Origin of the sequence: Actinokineospora spheciospongiae, assembly GCF_003182415.1 — a bacterium.
Taxonomy (GTDB): Bacteria; Actinomycetota; Actinomycetes; order Mycobacteriales; family Pseudonocardiaceae; genus Actinokineospora; species Actinokineospora spheciospongiae.
The window spans coordinates 237,483-258,271 of the sequence record NZ_QHCP01000003.1; the positions used below are offsets into that span (position 1 = coordinate 237,483).

Consider the following 20,789-nt stretch of genomic DNA (forward strand, 5'->3'; position numbering starts at 1 on the left):
GCCCCGTCCTCGTCCTGGAGGTGGGCTTCACAGGCCGTCCACCCGCAGGACGGTGGTGGCCGTGTCCGGGGTGGCGGACCGGCGGACTCGGACCACCGGTTCCACCTCGGTGACCACGCCGACGTTGATCAGGACCTCGGGGTGGTCCGGGTCGGCGAGGGTGATGCGGTTGCCGGGGGAGGGTTTGGTCCTGCCCTTGGGCGTGAAGACAACCGTGGTGTCGTCGAGCGTGGTGAGGGTGCCGGGGGTGCCGGTGATGGCCACCGCGACCGGGAGGTCGGGGACCGCGCCCAGGTCCGTGGTGACCGTCCCGTCCGGGGCGACCACGCCGAGGAGGCCTTCGGGGCTGGCCAGCAGGCTGGTGCGGCCCGCGTCCGGGACGCTCAGCAGGTCGCTGGTGCGGGTCAGCGTGGTGACCGTGACCTGTGGGTCCGCCACGCCCGCGGTGACCGGCACCGGCACCGCACCCACCAGGGCCACCGTGTTCCACGCGCCCGCCCCGGTCTGGAACAGCGCCCAGGTCACCCCGGGTTCCACCGACGGCGTCGCCACTTGGTCGTCGAGGACGGACGTGTGCAGGGTGACGTCCCGCGCTCCCGGTTCGGCCAGGGCGAAGCCGATGGAGCCGCCGCCCGCGGGCACCTCGTCCCCGGGCAGGGCCGTGGCGGACACGAAGCCGACCGCGCGCTGGCCGCGGGCCACCGGTGCGGTGGCGCGCAGCACCAGCCGCGACGGGTCGGGGGTGCCTTGGACGTCGAGTGGGCTGGTGGCGAAGCCCACCCGTTCTCCGCCGCCGGGGTCCACCGCGACCAGGACGACCACCACCAGCGACGCGGCCCGGTTGGGTGAGGTGCCCGCGTAGACCACCCGCGACGCCCCGCCCTCCGGCCAGGCCGCGCGGGCCCGGTCGGCCAGCTCCCCATCGCCGACGAGGTTGCCGCGCGGGGTCCACTCGGTGACCGGGGCGGCGGGGGGTACCTCCGTGCCCCGGTCCCGGGCCGCGAACCCGCCCACCACCAGTGCCAGTGCCACCACCGCCGCGGTGACCGACACCAGCGCGCGCTGCCGCCGCTGGGCGTGCCTGCGCTGGTGCAGCCGCCGCAGCACCCCGTCGACCGCGGCGCCGTCCCCGTGGACCTCGACCGCGTCGAGTTCGCGCCGGAGTCGGGTGGCCGTCCGGTGGGTCTCGTCCTGTCCTCCCGCGATCACGGCCTCCTCCTCCCCGGCGCGGCGGGCTCGTCGGCCCCCCACAGCTCGCGCACCCTGGCCAGCCCTCTGCTGGTCAGCGACTTCACCGTGCCCACGGCACAGCCCAGTTCCCTGGCGGCCTGCGCCTCGGTCATGTCCAGGACCACCCGGCACACGACCGCCGCCCGCTGCCGGGCGGGGAGCTGCTGCAGCACCGCCAGCACGTGGTGGCGGTTGTCGACCGCCCGGGAGAAGTCCGCCACGTCCAACTGCTCGGCGTACTCCGCCAGCGGCACCGGCGGCTTGCGCCGGACGGTCCGCAGGAACTCGTGGTAGACGGCCTTGCGCGCGTAGGCGACCGCGTTGTCCGCGGGCACCCGGCGCCACCGGGCCAGGCAGCGCAGCAGCGCCTCCTGCACGATCTCCTCCGCGTCGGTCCGGCGTCCGGCGAGCATCAGGGCGTAGCGCAGCAGTTGGTCGTACCGCTCGCGGACGAACGCGTCGAAGTCCGGGTCACCCGGCACGTCTTACCTCCCGATCCACTCCCCAGACCGCCCGGTCGCCCGGAAGGTTGCCGTGCCCGGCGGGAATCTCCCCGCCCGCGCTACCGTGCGGCCATGAGCACCGCCTTCCACCTCGCCATCCCGGTCGACGACCTCGACGCCGCCCGCCGCTTCTACGGCGAGCTGATCGGGTGCCCGCGGGGGCGGGAGGCCGACACCTGGGTCGACTGGGACCTGGGGGGCCACCAGTTGGTCACCCACCTCGCCCCGGGCGGGCGCGGCGACGTGGCCGTCAACGCCGTCGACGGCCACGGGGTCCCGGTCCCGCACTTCGGCCTGGTCCTCGACGTCCCCGACTTCCAGGCCCTGGCCGGGCGCCTGCGCGCGGCCGGGACCGAGTTCGTCATCGAGCCGCACGTGCGCTTCCCCGGGCAGCCCGGTGAGCAGTGGACCATGTTCCTGCGCGACCCGGCGGGCAACGCCCTGGAGTTCAAGGCCTTCGCCGACCGCGACCAGCTCTTCGCCCGCTGACGATGGACCTCGACCTCGTCTCGCGGACCGTGTCCCAGGGCCTCGCCGGTCCCCGCCCGAAGGCCGTCGCCGACGCCGTCCGGCGGGTGGTGGGCGTGCCCGCCCGCGACGTGTTCGCCGCCGCCCTGGCCGTCCGCGCCCGCACGGACGGGTTGGTGCTCGCCGACGTGGACGACGCGATCACCTCCGGTTCCGTGGTGCGGACCTGGGCGATGCGCGGCGCCCTGCACCTGGTCGCAGCGGCGGACGCGGGCTGGCTGGTCGCCCTGCTGGGGCCGCGGGCCGCGCACGGGCTGCGGGAGCGCAGGCACCGGCTCGGGCTCGACGACGCCAGGGTCGCGCACGGCACGAAGGTGGTCGCCGAGGCCGCGGTGGTCCCGCGCACGCACCCGGAACTGCTGGCCGACCTGGCCGCGGCGGGGATGGCGCTGGACGACAGCCGGGCCTTCGCGCAGTTGGTCGCGCACGCGGCGATGGCCGGGGAGGTCGTCCGGGTCGCCGACCGGGACGGGGAGCCGACGTTCCTGCGCGCGGAACCGGTGGTCGAGGACGAGGCGGTGCTGCTGAACCGGCTCGCCCTGCGCTACCTCGACGGGCACGCGCCCGCCGGGTGGGAGGACTTCGCCACCTGGTCCGGGCTGCCCACCGGCAAGGCCAAGGCGGCGTTCGCCGGGCTGTACCCGCCCGCCGCGCGGCCGGAGCCGCCCCGGACCGCGCGGCTGCTGGGGCACTCGGACCCGTACCTGTCGGCGTACCGGTCGCGGGCGTTCGTGGTGCCCTCGGGGTTCGAGGGGCGCGTGCAGGAGGGCGACGGGGTGGTGAACCCGGTTGTCCTGGTGGACGGGGCCGCGGTGGGGACGTGGGGGCTGGAGGGAGACGAGGTGCGGGTGGCGCCGTTCGCGATCCTGCCGCGCGGGGTGGGGTCGCTGCTGCGGGTGGAGACGGGGGAGCTGGGCCGGTTCCTGGGGCAGCCGTTGACGCTGCTGGAACGGGCCTGAGGACCGGTCAGCGGCGGACCGGGCGGCGCAGCCACATCGTCCACAGCGGGCGGTAGCCGTGGGAGTACCAGAACGGCGTGGAGCGGGGGTTGGGCAGGGCGTGGTGCAGGAGGGTCACCGGGATGCCCTCGTCGTCGAGGACCCGGTGGGCGTGCGCGGCGAGGGCCGAGCCGATCCCGGTGCCGCGCTCGGCCGCGGTGACGCCGAGGCTGGCCAGGTAGGCCACCTCCGGCGCCGAGGTGTAGCGGCGGGCCCACCGCGAGGTGGGTGGGAGCTGGAGGTGGACGTGGCCGAGGACGCGGTCGCCGCGCACGGCCACCCAGACCGCGGGCCGGGGCTCCCCCAAGAGGAACACCAGTTGGTTGCGCAGGGCCTCGGCGGTGTCCTCGCGGGGGGTGACCTTCCCGAAGGGGGCGTCGTACTCGACGACCTCCAGGTTGAGGGCCACGAGGGTGTCGAGGTCGTCCGGGGTGGCGGGGCGGATGGTGGCGCCCGTCGGCGGGTTCGGGCCGGGGCGGCCCGCGGTGCGGGCGGCGATGGTGCTGACCGGGGCGAAACCGCGGTGGACCAGGGCCAGGACCGCCTCGGTGTCGCGGCTGGGGAGTTCCAGGACCGCCGCCGAGTCGGTGTCGCCGGGGGTGGTGGCGCCGTGCAGCAGGTCGAACCAGGTGTCGAGGAGGGCGCCGAGGGTGGTGGCCCGGTCCGCGCCCGCCAGGCGGACCTCCAGGTTGTGCCGCTTCGCCGGGTCCCAGGTGCGCGCCGCCGTGCCGACCGCGGATTCCTGGTACCAGGCGATCGCCGCGCCCGCGGGGGCGGTGATCAGCTTGCCCGCGCCGGGGGACAGGGGCGGGGGCGCGGGCAGCAACGGGTCCAGGTCCGCCAGGCGGGCGGCGTGCTCGTCGGCGACGGCGGCGACGGCGGTGAGGTCTGGGGTGGGATCGGCGGGGCTCACGCGGCCATCCAAGCGCAGCGACCGGCCCGGCGTGCCGCGATCGGGGCGGGACGGTTCCTCGTTCGGGTGGGTGATGCCGGGGGACGAGCTCGGTGTCTCTGCGTTGGGACGGCGTTGCGCCAGTGGGGTGATTGTCGCCGCACCCCGACCGGAGAAGGCGGCTCGTGTCGGTCGGGGTCCCCGGCGGCCCCGGGGGTGCGTGGAGTGGATCTCCGCGCTGCGCCTGGGCCAGGACTTGAGCGGGAGCGGGCCGGGCGGTCGTCGCTGGTGGCCCGGTGGGTGCCCCGCGGCGCGAGAACGTGCCGGGAGTGCTCGACAGCGGTCCGGTGGTGTTGCGGGGGTGAGCGAAAACCGGGTTCGGCGGGCTGTCGAGCGGTGGGCGGACGCCTGAACTTGGTGTCCACGAGTAACTAGCACACGTGCCAGTTTCGCCTGATCGGGGTACAGTCGGCTCGCCGTCGGGGGACTCGCCATGCGCGGGGGTGGTCAGCAGGGCCATCCACCGGCCGTCCGAGGAGGTTAAATGTCGGACCACCATGGCGGGGCCGCTCCCGGCCAACTGCCCGCGGTGAGCACCACTGCCGACACCCCGGACGAGGGGCAGCAGTGGGCGTCCGAGGAGCCCCCGCCGAATCGGCGGTTCCTGGTCTTCTCCGTCCTGGTCCTCACCTCCTCCCTGGTCGCGGCCGCGCTGGTGTCGCCGTGGTCGATGCCCTCCGGCGGGGCGCAGGTGATCTGGATCGGGCTGCTGCTGGCGCTGGGCTTCCTGGTCGCCGAGCAGCTCGGCATCAACATCGACGTGCGCAGCGGCGTGTCCTGGTCGATCTCCTTCTCCGAGATCCCCCTGGTCATCGGGCTGTTCGTGGCCCCGTTCGAGGTGGTGCTGGCCGCGCACCTGGTCGCGGGCGTCGGCACGCTGCTGGTCCGCCGGGTGCAGGACCGCATCCTCTACAACGCGGGCGCCATGGTCTTCGAGATCGTCAGCGCCTTCGCCGTGTTCGGGTTCGTCAACCGCTGGCTCGCCGGGGTCGGGCCGAGCTGGACCGGCGTGCTCGCCGGTGCGCTGGCCGCCCCGCTGTCGAGCACCCTGCTGGCCCTGGTCTGCGTGCGCGTCCTCGGCCGCCGGATGCGGCTGGGCGCCGCGGTCCGGCTCGTCCTGCGCACCCTGGTCCTCGGCCTGGTCAACGCCTCCACCGGCGTCGTCGGCTACCAGGTCGTCATGCACGCCGAGGCCGGGTGGCCGCTGCTGGTGCTGGCCATGGGCGGGCTGGCCGCGCTCTACATCGCCTACTCCGGGCTGCTGCGCGAGCAGCGGGACCTGGAGGCGCTCTCGGAGGTCAGCCTGATCGTCGCCCGCTCCGGGCACCAGGCCGCGGCGAAGCCCTCGATGGGGCTGGCCGACCCGAACGAGGTCGCCGAGGTGACCGACCCCGACGAGTGGCAGGTCATCGCCGAGCGGATCAAGGACCAGCTCGGCGCCGCCAGGGTGGTTCTGCGGCTGCGGTTCGACCCGCAGCTCCCGCTGCACACCGTGGTCTCCGGCACCGACCTGCCCGGCGAGATGTACGACCTCGAGGCGACCGGGCCCAAGGCGGACGCCCTGCTGCGGCTGCCCGGCTCGCACGTGCGCCACTTCCGCCGCGGCGACGCGGTCCCCGAGGTGCGCCACGCCCTGCTGCGCCGCGACGCCGAGGAGGCGCTGGTGGTGCCGCTGCGCAGCGCCAGCCACCTGCTCGGCGTGGTCGAGGCGCACGACAAGCTGTCGCGGTGGCGCGGCTTCGGCCAGGCCGACACCCGGCTCATCGGCACCATGGCCAGCCACCTCGCCACCGCCATGGACAACCGCAGGCTGCTCGCCACCCTGCGCCACGACGCCTACCACGACCCCCTGACCGGCCTGCTCAACCGGCCCGGCTTCCGCCGCGCCGCCGGGGAGCCCATCCGCCAGCACCCCGACTCGGTCGTGCTGCGCATCGACCTCGACGTGCTCTCCACCGTCAGCGACGCCCTCGGCTACGCCTGGAGCGACCGGATGGTGGTGGCCGCGGGCAGGCGGCTGCGCGACGCGCTCGGCCCGGACGTGGCGCTGGCCCGGCTGGAGGGCGGCCAGTTCGCCGTGCTGCTGGCCGAGACCACCCCCGAGGAGGCGCACCGGGTCGCCGAGCGGCTGCGCTCCGGGCTCGCCGCCTCCTACCCGGTCGACCGGCTGACCGTCGAGGCCAGCTCCGTGGTCGGCTACTCCACCCCGCGCACGGTCGGCACCGACGCGGAGGACGCGCTCGAACTCGACGTCGACGCGCTGTTGCAGCGCGCCGACGTGGCGCTGCGCGCGGCCCGTTCCAGCGGCGAGAACGTGCGGGTCTACCTGCCCACGATGGGCCAGATCTTCCTGCGCCGCTTCCAGTTGGTCACCCAGTTCCGCCAGGCGCTGGAGACCGGGCAGGTGAAGGTGCACTACCAGCCGAAGGTGGCGCTGCCGAGCCGCCAGGTGCTCGGCGTCGAGGCGCTGGTGCGCTGGCGGCACCCGGAGTTCGGCAGGCTCGACCCGGACGAGTTCGTGCCCGCCGTGGAGGCCGCCGGGCTGGTGGACGCGCTGACCGGGTTCGTCATGGACCAGTCGCTGATCCGGGTGCGCAAGTGGCTCGACCGCGGGCTGCGGATCGCCGCCGCGGTGAACCTGTCGGTGCGCAGCCTGGACGACCCGAACTTCCCCGACCGCGTCGCCGAGGCGCTGGAGCGCCACCAGGTGCCGCCGGAGCTGCTGACCCTGGAGCTGACCGAGTCCGGGGTGATGGCCGACCCGCAGCGCGCCCTGCCGGTGCTGCGCCGGTTGCACACCCTGGGCGTGACGCTGGCGGTCGACGACTTCGGCACCGGCTACTCGTCGCTGGCCTACCTGCGCCAGCTCCCGGTGGACGAGGTGAAGATCGACAAGAGCTTCGTGCTCGGCATGGGCACCGACCTCGGCGACCTCGCCGTGGTCCGCTCCATCGTCGAGCTGGGCCACTCGCTGGGCCTGATCGTGGTGGCCGAGGGCGTGGAGGACGACGCCGCCCGCGACCAGTTGGCCGCGATGGGCTGCGACGTGGCGCAGGGCTACCTGATCTCCCGCCCGCTGTCGGAGAGCAGGCTGGAGGCGTGGCTCCAAGCCCGAACGACGCAGGCCAGGGGCTTGCGCGACGAGACCGTGCTGACCCTGTTGTCGTAAGGGACCCCCCGGTTTTGACCCTGCGACACCGTTGTGTATGGTTACCCGCGTCGCCAGGGAAACCAGGCGGCAGGAGCCAGACCAGCCCCTTTAGCTCAGTCGGCAGAGCGTCTCCATGGTAAGGAGAAGGTCTACGGTTCGATTCCGTAAAGGGGCTCGACGGTTGAAGCCGCGGTTGCACCGGGAATTTTCGCGGTGTGTCGCGGCTTGAACCATGTCATAGCGGCGTAGCTCAGTTGGTAGAGCAAACGGCTCATAATCGTTGTGTCGCCGGTTCAAGTCCGGCCGTCGCTACGCGATAGACCGAGGGGTTCGCCCCTCGCATCCTTGAGACCCGGTCCACGCCGTGGACCAGGCCTCCCCGCCCGCAGGGCGGTCATCGGTTACGAAAGGCATCGCTGTGGCTTCTACTGACGTGCGGCCGAAGATCACGCTCGCGTGTGAGAGCTGCAAGCACCGCAACTACATCACCAAGAAGAACCGGCGCAACGACCCGGACCGCCTGGAGATGAAGAAGTTCTGCCCGAACTGCGGCGCGCACAAGCTGCACAAGGAGACCCGCTGACCCACCGGGCCCCACGGGCCCCCTGGTTGGCTGACTGAGCCGTCCTACCTCGGTAGGGCGGCTTTGGTCGTTTTCAAGCGCGCCTGACTAAGGTGCTCCCGTGGCACTCGACCAGTCGTTTGTGGGGCGTACCTACCCGCCGTCGCCCGTGTACGAGGTGGGGCGGGCGAAGATCAAGGAGTTCGTGGACGCGATCGGCGACACCGATCCCGTGCACCGCGACCCGGAGGCCGCGCGCGCCGCGGGCTTCCCGGACGTGGTGGCACCGCCGACGTTCACCACCATCCTGAACCTCGAACTCATCAACACCATCGTGTCCGACCCCAAGCTGGGGCTCGACTACGGCCGGATGGTGCACGGGGACCAGAGCTTCGAGTACCACCGGCCCGTCGTGGCCGGGGACCGGCTGGTCGCGGTGGGATCGGTGCAGAGCATCATGAGCCGGGCGGGCAACGACTTCATCGTGCTCCGGGCGGAGATCACCACCGAGTCGGGCGAGCCCAGGGTCACCGGCACGGCGCAGTTGGTCGTGCGGGACGCGGGAGTCGACTCGTGAGCGCGCTGGAGAAGGGCGCCGAGTTGCCGCCGCTGCAGGTCCGGCTGACCAGGGCCGACCTGGTCCGGTACGCGGGCGCGGCGCTCGACCACAACCCGATCCACTGGAACGAGCGCTTCGCCAAGGAGGTCGGCCTCCCGGACGTCATCGCGCACGGGATGCTGACCATGGGCGTCGCCGGTCGCGTCGTCACCGAGGCCCGGGTGGGCACGCTGGTCAGCTACAGCGCCCGGTTCACCCGGCCCGTGGTCGTCCCGGACGACGACAAGGGCGCCCTGGTGGAGCTGAGCGCCAAGGTCGGCGCGGTGCTCGACAACGGCGACCTGCGCATCGACATCACCGCCCGGTTCGACGGCCGGACCGTGCTCGGCAAGGCCATCGCGATCGTCCGCCCCTGAGCCCCCGGCGGCCGGACACCTGCCCGGCCGCCGGAATTGCTCCGGTCGCCAGGGGGACGCCCGCAACATTTGTCGTCCCGGGCTGGCCAAACCGGGGGTGTGTCGGGTAATGCGGCCCACTCGCCCAGCCCTGGTGGGACGGGACTACATTCGCCCGGGTGACGGCATCCGACCTCATCTCCTTCGCCCGCGGCGCCCCCTCCCTCGACATCATCGACGTGGCAGGCCTCAAGGCCGCCACGGACGCGGCGCTCACCCAAGACCCCGGCGGCGCCCTCGGCTACGGCACCGCGATCGGCTACCCCCCGCTGCGCAAGCTGCTCGCCGAGCGGCACGGCGTGGCCGAGGACCAGGTGCTGGTCACCAACGGCTCGATGCAGGCCGACGCGTTCCTGTTCGACCAGCTCGTCGTCTCCGGCAGCCCGGTCGTGGTGGAGCGGCCCACCTACGACCGCACCCTGCTGGGCCTGCGCGAGCGCGGCGCCGACGTGCGGCCGGTGGCGCTGGACCTCGACGGCATCGACACCGAGGAGCTGGCCGCCCTGCTCGACGGGGGCCTGCGCCCGACGTTCGCGCACATCATCCCCAACTTCCAGAACCCGGCAGGCTACACGCTGAGCCTGGCCAAGCGCAAGCGCCTGCTGGAGCTGGCCGAGCAGTACGACTTCGTCGTCTTCGAGGACGACCCGTACGCGCAGATCCGGTTCGCCGGTGAGCCGCTGCCGACCATGCTGGAGCTCGACGAGGGCCGCGGCCGGGTCGTCTACGCCAGCTCGTTCTCCAAGACGGTGGCCCCCGGCGTGCGCGTCGGCTACATCGTCGGCCCCAAGGAGCTGGTGGCGCGGGTGCGGGCGCGGGCGACCAACACCTACATCTCGCCCAACATGTTCGCCCAGGCCGTGGTCTACCAGTTCTGCGTCGACGGCGGCCTCGACCGGTCGATCGCCAAGGTCAACGCGGCCCTGGCCGAGCGGGTCGCGACGCTGTGCGCCGCGCTGGCCGAGCAGCTCCCGGAGGCGAAGTTCACCGCCCCCGAGGGCGGCTACTTCATGTGGGTCGAGCTGCCCGAGGGCGTCGACGTGGCGCGGCTGCTGCCCGCCGCCGAGGAGCGCGGGGTGACCTTCGTCAAGGGCACCGACTTCCTGCTGGAGGGTGGCGCGTCGACCATGCGCCTGGCCTACTCCGGGGTGCGCGCCGACCAGATCGCCGAGGGCGTCGGCCGCCTCGCCGAGGCGCTGCGCTCGCTGCAGGTCGCCGCGGGCTGAGAGCACCGGTCACCCGGGATGTGGGCCTCGGTTGCGAGACCCACTCCCGGGTACCGTATGCTCTCGTGCTTGGGACGGCTTGATCGCCCACGCTGGTCCGCGCGAGCGGTAAGGTGGGGGTCGATCGGGTGCGTTCGCACCACGCAGTCGCGAGGCTGCACAGGGGCGTAGCTCAATTGGCAGAGCAGCGGTCTCCAAAACCGCAGGTTGCAGGTTCGATTCCTGTCGCCCCTGCGTTTGTCGCCCGGTCCGGCCCGAGTCCTCGACTCGACCGGCCCGGGCGAACAGAACACACCGAGTGGAGGATGGCGTGGCCGAGGACAAGGAGCGGGAAGAGGGGCAGGAGCGCCCCTCTCGTCCGTCCACCGCCGCTTCCCGGCGGGAACGCCGCGGCACCGCCCGGCCCGCCGCCGCTGCCTCCACGGGCAAGGACGTCGACCCCAAGACCGAGCGGGTCAAGGCGGTCCGCCCCGCGGGCAAGACCGACGCGGCCGACGCGAAGGACAAGAAGGGCCGCGCGACCCCCAGCCGGGAGCGCAAGGCCGAGAAGGTGTCCTTCTTCGCGCGCATCGCCCGGTTCCTCCGCGAGGTCGTCTCCGAGCTGCGCAAGGTCATCTGGCCCACGCGCAAGCAACTGATCACCTACACCGCCGTGGTGCTGGTGTTCGTCGCCTTCATGGTGGCGCTGGTCTCGGGCCTCGACCTCCTCCTCGGCAAGGGCGTTTTCTGGCTGTTCGGCTGAGCCCGCGCCCGCTGGGTGCGCCGGTCGGAACGGGCTGGGGACGTGATGTACGAAAGGAAGCGAGACCAACTGTGACCTCCGAGAACGGCGCCGCCGACGGGAGCGGCCTGTCCGCCCTCACCGACGACGAGGTCTTCGCGGCCAAGGACACCGAGTCCGACGCGGACGCGGTGGACTCCACCGAGACCGACAGCGCCGATGAGGCCGACGGCACCGACGAGGCCGACAGCGCGGACGCCGACGACGCGGACGACTCCGACGAGGCGGACTCCGACACCGAGGACTCCGACACCGGGGACCTCGAGTCCGAGGCCGCCGAGACCGAGGCCGCTGACGGTGCGGTGGTCGACGAGACCCCGATCGACGCCCCGCCCGCCGACCCGGTCGCCGAGATGCGCGACGCGCTGCGCGCGGCCCCCGGCGACTGGTACGTCGTGCACTCCTACGCGGGTTACGAGAACAAGGTCAAGACCAACCTCGAGACCCGCATCCAGACCCTCGACCAGGAGGAGTTCATCTTCCAGGTCGAGGTGCCGACCGAAGAGGTCACCGAGATCAAGAACGGCCAGCGCAAGCAGGTGCAGCGCAAGGTGCTGCCCGGCTACATCCTGGTCCGGATGGAGCTCAACGACGCCTCCTGGTCCGCGGTCCGCAACACCCCCGGGGTCACCGGTTTCGTCGGCGCGACCTCCAAGCCGTCGCCGCTGACCATCGACGAGGTGCTGAAGTTCCTCCTCCCTCGGGTCGAGGAGGCCAAGCCGGACAAGGCCAAGGGCTCCTCGGGCACCGCGTCCCGCGGTCCCGCGGTCGAGGTGGACTTCGAGGTCGGCGAGTCGGTCACCGTCATGGACGGCCCGTTCGCCACGCTGCCCGCCACGATCAGCGAGGTCAACGCCGACGGGCAGAAGCTGAAGGTCCTGGTGTCGATCTTCGGCCGGGAGACCCCGGTCGAGCTGTCGTTCACCCAGGTCTCCAAGATCTGATCCGCTCCCCGCCCGCGGGGACGGACGGCCGCACCCGGCGCAGCCATTCGCCGGGTGCGGACCCTGTGGCCGTACCTGGCCACTCCCGATGGAAACAGGAAGCACGGAAATGCCACCCAAGAAGAAGAAGCTCGCAGCGATCATCAAGCTGCAGATCAAGGCGGGCCTGGCCAACCCGGCCCCGCCGGTCGGCCCCGCGCTGGGCCAGCACGGCGTCAACATCATGGAGTTCTGCAAGGCCTACAACGCCGCGACCGAGTCGCAGCGCGGGCAGGTCGTGCCGGTCGAGATCTCCGTGTTCGAGGACCGCTCGTTCGACTTCAAGCTCAAGACCCCGCCCGCGGCGAAGCTGCTGCTCAAGGCCGCCGGGGTGGAGAAGGGCTCGCCGGAGCCGCACACCAAGAAGGTCGCCAAGGTGACCTGGGACCAGGTGCGCGAGATCGCCGAGACCAAGAAGGCCGACCTGAACGCGGTCGACATCGACCAGGCCGCCAAGATCATCGCGGGCACCGCCCGCTCGATGGGCATCACGGTCGAGTAGGACCAGCTCCACCAGCACCGACGTGGGAGGGCCGAGCGCGGCTCGCACCACAACTGATCAGCGGACGCCGGTTCGCCTTCCTGACCGGAACCGCACTCCAGGACTTACCAGAGGAACAGCAATGGCAAAGCGCAGCAAGGCATACCGTCAGGCGGCGGAGCTGATCGACCGCGAGCGGCTCTACAGCCCGCTCGAGGCGGCCAACCTCGCCAAGGACACCTCCAAGGTGAAGCTGGACGCGACCGTCGAGGTCGCCATCCGGCTCGGCGTGGACCCCCGCAAGGCCGACCAGATGGTCCGCGGCACGGTCAACCTGCCGCACGGCACCGGCAAGACCGCCCGCGTCATCGTCTTCGCCACCGGCGACAAGGCCGCCGAGGCCGAGGCCGCCGGTGCCGACGCCGTGGGCGCCGAGGACCTGATCGAGCGGATTCAGGGCGGCTGGCTCGACTTCGACGCCGCGATCGCCACCCCGGACCAGATGGCCAAGGTCGGCCGGATCGCCCGCATCCTGGGCCCGCGCGGCCTGATGCCGAACCCGAAGACCGGCACCGTCACCCCGGACGTGACCAAGGCCGTCAACGAGATCAAGGGCGGCAAGATCAACTTCCGGGTGGACAAGCAGGCCAACCTGCACCTGGTCATCGGCAAGGTCTCCTTCGACAAGGAGAAGCTGGTCGAGAACTACGCCGCCGCGCTGGACGAGGTCCTGCGGGCCAAGCCGTCGGCCGCGAAGGGCCGCTTCCTGAAGAAGATCACCTTCTCCACCACGATGGGCCCCGGCATCCCGGTCGACCCGTCGCGCACCCGCAACCTGCTGGAGGACGAGGCGGCTGTCTGAGCCTCCCCTCCCGACGAACGAGGGCGGTCCCGCTTCGGCGGGGCCGCCCTCGTCCGTCGTCGGGCCCCGCCTCAGCAGGTCTCGCGCTCGTGCCGGGAGATGGTCCACTGGTCGCCGCGCGAACCCCCGATGACCTTGATCGTGAAGCGGCCGAGGCGGGGACCCGCGCTGACCTCCAGGTCGCAGGAGCTGACCACCACCGTCCCGTCCGGACCCGGGGCGAGGCTGACGTCGGTGGGGAAGTACACCTCGGCGTAGTCGTTCTTGCCGGTCACCTCCGCGTGCAGCCGCCGCACCGCGGTGGCGCAGTCGGGGGCGTTGAAGTGGTTCGCGAACGACCGCTCCACCGCCTCGGTCTCGAACCGGGTGCAGGCGTCGGGGAGGGTCTCCTGGGCGACGTTGTCGTAGAAGGCGCGGATGGCCTCCTTCGGGTCGGTGGCGAACAGGACCGTGCGCTCGGTCTTGAAGCCACCGGTCACCGAGGCCGGGAGGCTCTCGTCCGGGTTGCCGAAGTACTTCTCGTAGGCCCAGTTCGCCGCCAGGACCACCACCAGGAGGAAAGCCAGCCTGCGCAGCCACTTGGACAGCAGCAGCTTCTTCCACACCGGCCTGCCCCGGCGGCGCGGCCTGTCCGGTTCGGGGGCCTCGCCGAACCGCGAGGAGTCCCGGAACTCCTGGAAGCGCTGGAACTCCTGGAACTGCCGCCAGCGCTCGGCTTCCTCCGCGCTCAGGGGCTGGGCGGGCGGGGTCGCGCCCGGCGTCGCCGGGGGCGGCGCCTGCGGGCGCACGGCGGGCGGCCTCGACTCGGGGTCGCCGGGTCCTGACTGCTGGTTGTCGGCCACGTCGACCATTCTGCCGTGACCCGATTTGGAGAGTCGACAGCCGGGCGCGTACTCTTCGGGGAGTTCTACCGAAGACCGCTGGTTTCCCGCGCTGCCCGCCAGGGCCGCGCAGGACGAAGGCCCCGGATGTGGGCGGCCCGCGCAGGGGGAACGAGGAAGACGCAGCGCCCCGCGCGCTGCCACGCCCCGTGCCGCTCCCGCGCCGGGGCGTTCGTGCGTTCCAGGGCCCTCGTGATGCCGGCGCAACCCCATGCACACGAGAGGAGGCGTCCCATGGCGAAGCCTGACAAGGTCAACGCCGTCGCCGAGATCGCGGACAAGTTCCGCACCAGCTCGGCTGCCGTCGTGACCGAGTACAGCGGCCTCACCGTGGCGCAGCTCACCACGCTGCGGCGCGCCCTCGGCTCCGGCTCGTCCTACCGCGTCGCCAAGAACACCCTGGTGAAGCGGGCGGCCGAGGACGCGGGCGTGGAGGGCCTCGAGTCCCTCTTCGTCGGTCCGACCGCCATCGCGTTCGTCACCGGTGAGCCGGTCGACGCGGCCAAGGCCATTCGCGACTTCGCGAAGGACAACAAGGGCCTGGTCGTCAAGGGCGGCTACATGGACGGCCGCGCGCTGTCCGTGGACGAGGTCACCCGGATCGCCGACCTGGACAGCCGCGAGGTCCTCCTCGCCAAGCTGGCCGGTGCGATGAAGGGCAACCTGTCCAAGGCAGCGGGCCTGTTCCAGGCCCCCGCCTCGCAGGTCGCGCGCCTCGCGGCCGCCCTGCAGGAGAAGAAGGCGGCGGGCGAGCCCGCCGCCGAGGCTGCCGAAGCCCCAGCCGAGAGCTGATCACCCACCCGGTAAGTACATCGCGCCCGTTCGACCGGGTGTGTTAGTGAAAGGAACGCCACCATGGCGAAGCTCAGCACCGACGAGCTGCTCGACGTCTTCAAGGAGATGACCCTCCTGGAGCTGTCGTCCTTCGTGAAGCAGTTCGAGGAGACCTTCGAGGTCACCGCCGCCGCCCCCGTCGCCGTGGCCGCCGCCGCGCCGGGTGCCGCCCCGGCCGAGGCCGCCGAGGAGCAGGACGAGTTCGACGTCATCATCGAGGCCGCCGGTGACAAGAAGATCCAGGTCATCAAGGTCGTCCGCGAGGTCGTCTCGGGCCTGGGCCTGAAGGAGGCCAAGGAGCTGGTCGAGGCCGCTCCGAAGGCCCTCCTGGAGAAGGTCAACAAGGAGGCCGCCGAGGCCGCCAAGGAGAAGCTCGAGGCCGCTGGCGCCAAGGTCTCCGTCAAGTAGTCCAGCGCAGCAGCCCGAAGGGCCCGGCACCGTCAGGTGCCGGGCCTTTTTGCGTTCCGGCACAACCTCCGCGAGCGGGACAAGGGCCATCCGAGTACTTTTCCGACTCGGCGGTAACTCCCGCAGTAACCAGGATGGTCCGCCGTCGTTGCATCCACTGACGCGGTTCGGCGGGCGGCCGGGCGGCGGAGCACAGGTTCGGGGAGGTCCGATGGGCGCCGAGGTGGTCATCGAGGGTCTGACGAAGTCCTTCGGCAAGCAGGCCATCTGGCGGGACGTGTCGCTGACGCTGCCCCCCGGTGAGGTGTCGGTGATGCTCGGCCCGTCGGGCACCGGCAAGTCGGTGTTCCTCAAGTCGATGATCGGCCTGCTCAAGCCGGACCGGGGGAGCTGCGTGATCAACGGCGTGGACATCGTCACCTGCAGCGAGGCGAAGCTCTACGAGACGCGCAAGCTCTTCGGCGTCCTGTTCCAGGACGGCGCGCTGTTCGGGTCGATGAACCTCTACGACAACGTCGCCTTCCCGCTGCGCGAGCACACCAAGAAGTCCGAGTCCGAGATCAAGCGGATCGTGCTGGAGAAGCTCGACCTCACCGGTCTGCAGGGCGCGGAGGGCAAGCTCCCCGGGGAGATCTCCGGCGGCATGCGCAAGCGCGCGGGCCTGGCCAGGGCGCTGGTGCTCGACCCCGAGATCATCCTGTGCGACGAGCCGGACTCCGGGCTCGACCCGGTCCGCACCGCCTACCTGAGCCAACTGCTCATCGACCTCAACGCCCAGATCGACGCGACGATCCTGATCGTCACGCACAACATCAACCTGGCCCGCACGGTGCCGGACAACCTGGGGATGCTCTTCCGCAAGGAACTGGTCATGTTCGGCCCGCGCGAGGTGCTGCTGACCAGCGACGAACCGGTGGTCGAGCAGTTCCTCAACGGCCGCAGGCTCGGGCCCATCGGCATGTCCGAGGAGAAGGACGCCGCGCAGATGGCCCGCGAGCAGGCGCACGTGGAGGCCGGGCACGCCGACGGCACCACCGGCGAGGACATGCGCGGCGTGGTCCCGCAGCTCGTGCCCACCCCCGGGCTGCCGCCGCGGCAGGGCGAGCGCCGCCGCAAGGACCGGGTCATGAAGATCCTGCACACCCTGCCGCCGGTGGCCCAGCAGGGCATCATCGCCTCGCTGACCGACGACGAGCGGCGCCACTACGGCGTCGGCGGCGCCCGCACCGGTTTCGCCCAGCCGGTCGCGCAGCCGTCGCCGCGGCCGCGGCCCCAGCCGGGTCCGCACGACACCCAGGAGATCGCCCGGGTGCCCGAGCCGGGGTGGCCGGGGGGCGGGCGCCCGTGACCACCGGGGCCGCCCGCGGCGACTTCCCCGGCGCCGGGGCGCTGCGCGAGACGGGCAAGCTGTGCGCGCTGGGCATCGACGTCGTGGTGAACACGTTCCGGCGGCCGTTCCAGACCCGCGAGTTCATCCAGCAGTGCTGGTTCATCGCCAGCGTCACGATCCTGCCGACCGCGCTGGTCGCCATCCCGTTCGGCGCGATCATCGCGTTGCAGCTCGGCACGCTGATCGTGCAGCTCGGCGCGCAGTCGTTCACCGGCGCGGCGAGCGTGCTGGCGATCATCCAGCAGGCGGCGCCGCTGGTGACCGCGCTGCTGGTGGCGGGCGCGGGCGGGTCGGCGATCTGCGCCGACATCGGCTCGCGCACCATCCGCGAGGAGATCGACGCGATGGAGGTGCTTGGCGTCTCCGCCGTGCAGCGCCTGGTCGTGCCCAGGGTGCTCGCCGCGATGCTGGTGGCCGTCCTGCTCAACGGGCTGGTCAGCGTGGTCGGGGTGATGGGCGGCTACTTCTTCAACGTGGTGCTCCAGGGCGGCACGCCGGGCGCGTACCTGGCCAGCTTCTCCGCCCTGGCCCAGCTCTCGGACCTGTGGATCAGCGAGCTGAAGGCGCTGATCTTCGGGTTCATCGCCGGGGTCGTGGCCGCCCACCGGGGGCTCAACCCCAAGGGCGGCCCGAAGGGGGTGGGTGACGCGGTGAACCAGTCCGTGGTCATCACGTTCCTCCTGCTGTTCTTCGTCAACTTCGTGCTGACGGCGGTGTACCTCCAGGTCGTCCCGGCGAAGGGGAGCTGAGCATGGCTTCGGCAGCCGATTCCGCGAAGCGGATCGCCAAGCGGGGCTACGACCGCCCGATGGGGGTCCTCGACGAGCTGGGCGACCAGCTCTCGTTCTACCTGCGCGCGCTGGCCTGGATACCGCGGGCGCTGCGCCGCTACACCAAGGAGACGATGCGGCTGCTGGCCGAGGTCAGCTTCGGCTCCGGCGCGCTGGCGGTCATCGGCGGCACCGTCGGGGTGATGGTGGGGCTGACCGTGTTCACCGGGGTGGTCGTCGGGTTGCAGGGCTACGCCGCGCTGGACCAGATCGGCACCGCCGCGTTCTCCGGCTTCGCCTCCGCCTACATCAACACCCGGGAGATCGCGCCGCTGGTCGCCGGGCTGGCGCTGTCGGCGACGGTGGGGTCCGGGTTCACCGCGCAGCTCGGCGCGATGCGGATCTCCGAGGAGATCGACGCGTTGGAGGTCATGGCGGTCCCGAGCCTGCCGTTCCTGGTGACCACCCGGATCATCGCCGGGTTCATCGCGGTCATCCCGCTCTACATCATCGGCCTGCTGACGTCGTACCTGGCGTCGAGGTCGATCACCGTCTACTTCTACGGGCAGTCGGCCGGGACCTACGACCACTACTTCAACCTCTTCCTGCCGCCGGAGGACGTGTTCTACTCGTTCGGCAAGGTGTTGATCTTCGCGATCATCATCATCCTGTCGCACTGCTACTACGGCTACAACGCCAGTGGCGGCCCGGCGGGCGTCGGGATCGCCGTGGGGCGGGCGGTGCGGACCACGATCGTCACCGTCGCCATCGTCAACTTCTTCATCGGCTTCGCCATCTGGGGCACCACGACGACGGTGAGGATCGCCGGATGAGTCAGCAGAGCACGAGCCGGGGTGGGTTGGGCAAGCTCATCAAGCGGAGGTTGTCCGGGCTGGCGTTCATCCTGATCGTCGCCGGGCTCGTCGCGCTGAGCATCGCCATGTACAACAAGGCGTTCACCCCGGTCGCCTCGGTCACGCTGACCACCGACAAGGTCGGCAACCAGCTCGCGGTGCACTCCGACGTGAAGGTGCGCGGGCTGGTCGTCGGCGAGGTCCGCGGCATCACCCCGACCCGCGACGGCGCCGAGCTGGACCTGGCGCTGGACCCGGACAAGATCGACGTCATCCCGGCCGACGTCTCCGCCCGGTTCCTGCCCAAGACGCTGTTCGGCGAGCGCTACGTCTCCCTGCAGATCCCCGACGGCGCCTCCGCCGCCCGGCTGCGCGGCGGCGACCGCATCCGGCAGGACACCTCCACCGCGGCCGTCGAACTGGAGCAGGCGTTCGAGAGCCTGCTCCCGGTGTTGCAGGCGGTGCAGCCGCAGAAGCTCTCCAGTACCCTCACCGCCATCTCCACCGCCCTCGCGGGCCGCGGCGACGCCCTCGGGCAGACCCTGTCCGACCTGGGTTCGCTGGTCGGCGAGCTGAACCCGCACCTGCCGCGGCTGCGCGAGGACCTGGTCCAGTTGGCCACCGTCTCCGACACCTACAGCGACGCCGCGCCGGACCTGGTGCAGGCGCTCACCGACCTGACCGTCACCTCGCGGACCGTCGCCGAGCAGCGCGCGAACCTCGACAGCCTGTTCGCCACGACCACCACCGCCGCGCGGGACCTGGAGTCGTTCCTGCGGATCAACCGGGACAACCTGATCCGCCTCGCCGACAGCTCGCGGCCCACCCTGGACGCGCTGGCCCGGTACTCCCCGGAGTACCCGTGCCTGCTGGGGATGATGGCCGACAACGTCGACACGCTGGACAAGGTGTTCGGCAAGGGCACCGACCGGCCCGGCCTGCACGCCACCATCGAGGTCACGGTCAACCGCGGCAAGTACGAGCCCGGCAAGGACACGCCCGCCTACGAAGACGACCGCGGCCCGCGCTGCTACGACTTCACCCAGTTCCCCACGCCGTTCCCGCAGAACCCGCCGGACGGCCAGATCCAGGACGGCACCTCGCCCAAGCCCGTCGCCCGCTCGCAGCAGGACGGGGTCAACCCGCCCGCCAACCTCGGCGGCACCACCCCGCAGTCCGCCCCGGCCGACGGCGACCTCGGCCTGGCGAACTCGCCGGGGGAGGCGGACTTCCTGGCCCAGTTGCTCGCCCCCGACCTGGGGGTGGCGCCCGAACAGGTGCCGAGCTGGAGCGCGCTGCTGCTCGGCCCCGCCTACCGCGGCACGGAGGTGAGCTTCAAGTGAGGGGCCTCGTCGCACCGCTGGTCAAGCTGGCGGTCTTCATGGTCGTCACGGTGGCCGCCACCGGCGTGCTCGCGGTGAGCATCGCCAACATCGACCTGTCCGACACCACCACCTACACCGCCCGCTTCACCGACGCGACGCAACTGCTGCCCGGTGACGACGTCCGGATCTCCGGGGTGCGGGCCGGGCAGGTGGAGGAGGTCGCCATCGCCGACCGCAAGCAGGCGGAGGTCAGGTTCTCGGTGACCGCCGGGCGCAGGCTGCCCGCCTCGGTCACCGCGCAGATCAAGTTCCGCAACCTGGTCGGGCAGCGCTACGTCGCGCTCGGGCAGGGCGCGGGCGGCGACCCGAACGCCGTGCTCGACCCGGACGGGGTGATCCCGCTGGAGCGCACCCGGCCCGCGCTGGACCTGACCCAGTTGTTCAACGGCTTCAAGCCGCTGTTCCAGGCGCTGTCCCCGGACGACGTCAACAAGCTGTCCTACGAGGTCATCCAGGTCCTGCAGGGCGAGGGCGGCACGGTGGAGAACCTGCTGGCGCACACGGCGACGCTGACCACCACCCTCGCCGACAAGGACCGGGTGATCGGCGAGGTGATCACCAACCTGAACGGGGTGCTCGGCGCGATCAACTCCCGCGGCGACCAGCTCGGGCAGCTCGTCGGGCAGGTGCAGCAGTTGGTGAGCGGCCTGGCCGGGGACCGCGAGCCGATAGGCGAGGCCATCGACGCCCTCGGCGGCCTGGCCACGACCACCTCCGGCCTGCTCACCGAGGCCCGCGAACCGCTCAGGCAGGACATCGCCGCGCTGGGCGGGCTGGTGGACAACCTCAACGCCGACGAGTCCACCGTGGAGCGGTTCATCCAGTTCCTGCCGCAGAAGACCGAGACGCTGGCCCGGACGGTCAGCTACGGGTCCTGGCTGAACTTCTTCCTCTGCTCGGCCTCCGGTCAGATCGGTGTCCCCGGCCTGATCACCACGCCCATCGACATCCCGGTGCTGCCCGCGAACCAGCCGAGGTGCACGACGCCATGAGCCC

At 71.8% G+C, this 20,789-nt stretch carries 22 protein-coding genes and 3 tRNA genes; 21 read left to right on the forward strand and 4 right to left on the reverse strand.

What is annotated here, in order from left to right:
* Positions 1-27: 27 nt before the first annotated feature.
* Both DFQ13_RS08595 and DFQ13_RS08600 read right to left on the reverse strand, forming a co-directional pair.
* Positions 28-1,209 carry a hypothetical protein gene (locus tag DFQ13_RS08595; protein WP_110079452.1) on the reverse strand — a complete coding sequence of 394 codons (1,182 nt, stop codon included), beginning with the start codon at positions 1,207-1,209 and terminating at the stop codon, positions 28-30.
* Positions 1,206-1,712 carry a sigma-70 family RNA polymerase sigma factor gene (locus DFQ13_RS08600; RefSeq protein ID WP_035279458.1) on the reverse strand — a complete coding sequence of 169 codons (507 nt, stop codon included), beginning with the start codon at positions 1,710-1,712 and terminating at the stop codon, positions 1,206-1,208. Before DFQ13_RS08600 ends, DFQ13_RS08595 begins: the two co-directional genes overlap by 4 nt.
* A 93-nt stretch (positions 1,713-1,805) precedes the next feature.
* On the opposite strand from DFQ13_RS08600, the gene DFQ13_RS08605 reads away from it, so the two are divergent.
* Positions 1,806-2,222, forward strand: a complete 417-nt coding sequence (locus tag DFQ13_RS08605) for a VOC family protein (protein WP_110079453.1) — start codon at positions 1,806-1,808, stop codon at positions 2,220-2,222.
* Positions 2,223-2,224: 2 nt separating this feature from the next.
* Positions 2,225-3,220, forward strand: coding sequence for a DNA glycosylase AlkZ-like family protein (locus DFQ13_RS08610; protein ID WP_110079454.1), 996 nt, complete (start codon positions 2,225-2,227; stop codon positions 3,218-3,220).
* Positions 3,221-3,227: 7 nt separating this feature from the next.
* Here DFQ13_RS08610 and DFQ13_RS34895 read toward each other — a convergent pair whose 3' ends face one another.
* Positions 3,228-4,172 (reverse strand): GNAT family N-acetyltransferase, encoded by a 945-nt coding sequence (locus DFQ13_RS34895; protein WP_233438327.1) that lies wholly within the window; start codon positions 4,170-4,172, stop codon positions 3,228-3,230.
* A 523-nt stretch (positions 4,173-4,695) separates the two neighbouring features.
* Here DFQ13_RS34895 and DFQ13_RS08620 point away from each other — a divergent pair.
* From DFQ13_RS08620 to rplA, 12 genes are all read left to right on the forward strand, one after another.
* Positions 4,696-7,380 carry a putative bifunctional diguanylate cyclase/phosphodiesterase gene (locus DFQ13_RS08620; protein WP_035279462.1) on the forward strand — a complete coding sequence of 895 codons (2,685 nt, stop codon included), beginning with the start codon at positions 4,696-4,698 and terminating at the stop codon, positions 7,378-7,380.
* 84 nt (positions 7,381-7,464) lie between these two features.
* Positions 7,465-7,537 (forward strand) — tRNA-Thr (locus tag DFQ13_RS08625).
* 64 nt (positions 7,538-7,601) lie between these two features.
* A tRNA-Met gene (locus DFQ13_RS08630) sits at positions 7,602-7,674 on the forward strand.
* A gap of 106 nt (positions 7,675-7,780) precedes the next feature.
* Positions 7,781-7,945, forward strand: coding sequence for a 50S ribosomal protein L33 (gene rpmG / locus DFQ13_RS08635; protein ID WP_035279464.1), 165 nt, complete (start codon positions 7,781-7,783; stop codon positions 7,943-7,945).
* Between the two features lie 100 nt (positions 7,946-8,045).
* The gene (locus DFQ13_RS08640) at positions 8,046-8,501 is read left to right on the forward strand and encodes a MaoC family dehydratase N-terminal domain-containing protein (protein ID WP_035279466.1); all 456 of its coding nucleotides are present in this window, start codon (positions 8,046-8,048) and stop codon (positions 8,499-8,501) included.
* 5 nt (positions 8,502-8,506) lie between these two features.
* Complete coding sequence (locus tag DFQ13_RS08645) at positions 8,507-8,899, forward strand: MaoC/PaaZ C-terminal domain-containing protein (protein WP_110079701.1); 393 nt, start codon at positions 8,507-8,509, stop codon at positions 8,897-8,899.
* A 158-nt stretch (positions 8,900-9,057) separates the two neighbouring features.
* On the forward strand, positions 9,058-10,164 hold the full coding sequence (locus DFQ13_RS08650) for an aminotransferase-like domain-containing protein (RefSeq protein WP_110079456.1): 1,107 nt from the start codon (positions 9,058-9,060) through the stop codon (positions 10,162-10,164).
* 161 nt (positions 10,165-10,325) lie between these two features.
* Positions 10,326-10,398 (forward strand) — tRNA-Trp (locus DFQ13_RS08655).
* A 76-nt stretch (positions 10,399-10,474) separates the two neighbouring features.
* Complete coding sequence (secE, locus tag DFQ13_RS08660) at positions 10,475-10,906, forward strand: preprotein translocase subunit SecE (protein WP_084175342.1); 432 nt, start codon at positions 10,475-10,477, stop codon at positions 10,904-10,906.
* Positions 10,907-10,977: 71 nt separating this feature from the next.
* On the forward strand, positions 10,978-11,889 hold the full coding sequence (nusG, locus tag DFQ13_RS08665) for a transcription termination/antitermination protein NusG (protein WP_110079457.1): 912 nt from the start codon (positions 10,978-10,980) through the stop codon (positions 11,887-11,889).
* Positions 11,890-11,998: 109 nt separating this feature from the next.
* The gene (gene rplK, locus DFQ13_RS08670; RefSeq protein WP_035279476.1) at positions 11,999-12,430 is read left to right on the forward strand and encodes a 50S ribosomal protein L11; all 432 of its coding nucleotides are present in this window, start codon (positions 11,999-12,001) and stop codon (positions 12,428-12,430) included.
* Positions 12,431-12,551: 121 nt separating this feature from the next.
* Positions 12,552-13,271 carry a 50S ribosomal protein L1 gene (gene rplA / locus DFQ13_RS08675; protein ID WP_035279477.1) on the forward strand — a complete coding sequence of 240 codons (720 nt, stop codon included), beginning with the start codon at positions 12,552-12,554 and terminating at the stop codon, positions 13,269-13,271.
* A 71-nt stretch (positions 13,272-13,342) separates the two neighbouring features.
* On the opposite strand, the gene DFQ13_RS08680 is transcribed toward rplA, so the two are convergent.
* Positions 13,343-14,113, reverse strand: a complete 771-nt coding sequence (locus DFQ13_RS08680) for a hypothetical protein (protein WP_146241169.1) — start codon at positions 14,111-14,113, stop codon at positions 13,343-13,345.
* A gap of 273 nt (positions 14,114-14,386) precedes the next feature.
* Between DFQ13_RS08680 and rplJ the strand changes: the two genes are divergently transcribed.
* The 7 genes from rplJ (at position 14,387) to DFQ13_RS08715 (ending at position 20,785) form a co-directional block, all read left to right on the forward strand.
* Positions 14,387-14,944 (forward strand): 50S ribosomal protein L10, encoded by a 558-nt coding sequence (gene rplJ / locus DFQ13_RS08685; protein ID WP_035279479.1) that lies wholly within the window; start codon positions 14,387-14,389, stop codon positions 14,942-14,944.
* A gap of 63 nt (positions 14,945-15,007) precedes the next feature.
* Entirely contained in the window at positions 15,008-15,394 is a 387-nt protein-coding gene (rplL, locus tag DFQ13_RS08690; RefSeq protein WP_035279481.1) for a 50S ribosomal protein L7/L12, read from the forward strand.
* A gap of 211 nt (positions 15,395-15,605) precedes the next feature.
* Positions 15,606-16,742 (forward strand): ABC transporter ATP-binding protein, encoded by a 1,137-nt coding sequence (locus DFQ13_RS08695; protein WP_233438328.1) that lies wholly within the window; start codon positions 15,606-15,608, stop codon positions 16,740-16,742.
* Positions 16,739-17,533: an MlaE family ABC transporter permease gene (locus DFQ13_RS08700; protein WP_110079702.1), complete on the forward strand. Its 795-nt coding sequence runs from the start codon at positions 16,739-16,741 to the stop codon at positions 17,531-17,533. Before DFQ13_RS08695 ends, DFQ13_RS08700 begins: the two co-directional genes overlap by 4 nt.
* Before the next feature lie 2 nt (positions 17,534-17,535).
* Positions 17,536-18,387, forward strand: a complete 852-nt coding sequence (locus DFQ13_RS08705) for an MlaE family ABC transporter permease (RefSeq protein WP_035279483.1) — start codon at positions 17,536-17,538, stop codon at positions 18,385-18,387.
* Positions 18,384-19,751, forward strand: coding sequence for an MCE family protein (locus tag DFQ13_RS08710; RefSeq protein WP_052020783.1), 1,368 nt, complete (start codon positions 18,384-18,386; stop codon positions 19,749-19,751). Before DFQ13_RS08705 ends, DFQ13_RS08710 begins: the two co-directional genes overlap by 4 nt.
* Positions 19,748-20,785 carry an MCE family protein gene (locus DFQ13_RS08715; protein ID WP_110079459.1) on the forward strand — a complete coding sequence of 346 codons (1,038 nt, stop codon included), beginning with the start codon at positions 19,748-19,750 and terminating at the stop codon, positions 20,783-20,785. The genes DFQ13_RS08710 and DFQ13_RS08715 overlap by 4 nt, the downstream gene beginning before the upstream one ends.
* Positions 20,786-20,789: the final 4 nt, after the last annotated feature.

What these genes read in the sequence shown, in the direction of transcription:
- DFQ13_RS08620 (WP_035279462.1), top strand. Translation starts at nt 4,696, where the DNA reads ATGTCGGACCACCATGGCGGGGCCGCTCCCGGCCAACTGCCCGCGGTG.
- DFQ13_RS08705 (WP_035279483.1), top strand. Translation starts at nt 17,536, where the DNA reads ATGGCTTCGGCAGCCGATTCCGCGAAGCGGATCGCCAAGCGGGGCTAC.
- rplA (WP_035279477.1), top strand. Translation starts at nt 12,552, where the DNA reads ATGGCAAAGCGCAGCAAGGCATACCGTCAGGCGGCGGAGCTGATCGAC.
- DFQ13_RS08605 (WP_110079453.1), top strand. Translation starts at nt 1,806, where the DNA reads ATGAGCACCGCCTTCCACCTCGCCATCCCGGTCGACGACCTCGACGCC.
- DFQ13_RS08710 (WP_052020783.1), top strand. Translation starts at nt 18,384, where the DNA reads ATGAGTCAGCAGAGCACGAGCCGGGGTGGGTTGGGCAAGCTCATCAAG.
- rplJ (WP_035279479.1), top strand. Translation starts at nt 14,387, where the DNA reads ATGGCGAAGCCTGACAAGGTCAACGCCGTCGCCGAGATCGCGGACAAG.
- rplK (WP_035279476.1), top strand. Translation starts at nt 11,999, where the DNA reads ATGCCACCCAAGAAGAAGAAGCTCGCAGCGATCATCAAGCTGCAGATC.
- DFQ13_RS08610 (WP_110079454.1), top strand. Translation starts at nt 2,225, where the DNA reads ATGGACCTCGACCTCGTCTCGCGGACCGTGTCCCAGGGCCTCGCCGGT.
- rplL (WP_035279481.1), top strand. Translation starts at nt 15,008, where the DNA reads ATGGCGAAGCTCAGCACCGACGAGCTGCTCGACGTCTTCAAGGAGATG.
- DFQ13_RS08695 (WP_233438328.1), top strand. Translation starts at nt 15,606, where the DNA reads ATGGGCGCCGAGGTGGTCATCGAGGGTCTGACGAAGTCCTTCGGCAAG.